Below are 904 nucleotides of genomic sequence, written 5' to 3'. Positions count from 1 at the left end.
CGCCGTCCGGATATCGACGAGGCGCGCATGCAGCATGCCGGTATTGCGGATCGCCAGCATCCGACCGCCCCCGCTCCGTTCCACCGTCGCGGTCAGCTCGGGCCTGGCCGCGTTGACCGACCCCGCATAGGTGAAGAGCGGAACCGAATAGCGCATCTGCACCGCAAGCTCGGCCGCCGGCAGCCGGCTCGCATTCGGCGCATTCGCGGTGGGGATTTCGTCGATCAACAGGCGGTAGCTGCGCTCCCCCGGGCCGGTCTGGTCGTTCGCCGCGACAGCAGGCCGCTCGCGCCGCAACACACGGATCATCTGCCGTTCCCCCGCCGGGATGACTGCGATCGGCGGGCTGGCAACGACCTCGTCCTGATCGTCGTACAGATCGCCCTGCGGCCCCTGCGACCAGCGCAAAGTCCGGACCTGCATCGTGATCGGCTCGTTGCCCTTGTTCTCGATCCACAGCGCGGTGGCGCGCTCGGTGGTGGCGATTTTCGGATCGACCGGCCAGATGATGACCGCCGCGGCGCGACTTGTGCCTGGCAGCAGGAGGAGCGGCGAGACGATGGCGGTCAACATACGCAGGATCTTCATGACTTGTCCTTGCTGCATCACCAGGTGACGGTGATGCGAACCACATCGGAATATCGCCCCGCTGCCACGCCGCGCTGGACGACGGCGCGGGCCTGGACGGGAACGGACAGTCGTGACGTCCCGATCGGAAATGCCAGCGCGATCGCCTGCGACGTCCAGGGCGTCTGACTGCCGTTCGCGAACAGCTGATAGGGCAAGCGATCGGCAGGCCGGGTTGCGTGGACGAGCTGGCGCACACCGTTGGCCGGCTGAGTGCCGTTGTCCGCGGTGAGGGTGACGCTCATTCCCGGGGTGCAGTCGATCTGCAATCCGGCGG

The 904-nt window shown here is 67.4% G+C and carries 2 protein-coding genes; both read right to left on the bottom strand.

Annotation, left to right across the window (positions count from 1 at the left end):
• Nucleotides 1-588, bottom strand: a 588-nt coding sequence (locus IFS44_RS23050; RefSeq protein WP_192100209.1) for a fimbrial biogenesis chaperone, incomplete at its 3' end; no start/stop codon positions are given.
• Between the two features lie 17 nt (nucleotides 589-605).
• The coding region (locus IFS44_RS23045; RefSeq protein ID WP_192100208.1) for a spore coat protein U domain-containing protein at nucleotides 606-904 on the bottom strand (299 nt) is incomplete at its 5' end.

Origin of the sequence: Sphingomonas sp. CFBP 13706 (genome assembly GCF_014842355.1) — a bacterium.
Classification (GTDB): Bacteria; Pseudomonadota; Alphaproteobacteria; order Sphingomonadales; family Sphingomonadaceae; genus Sphingomonas; species Sphingomonas aerolata.
Note: the sequence above shows the minus strand (reverse complement) of the source record. Positions and strands in the feature narration are given on the sequence as shown.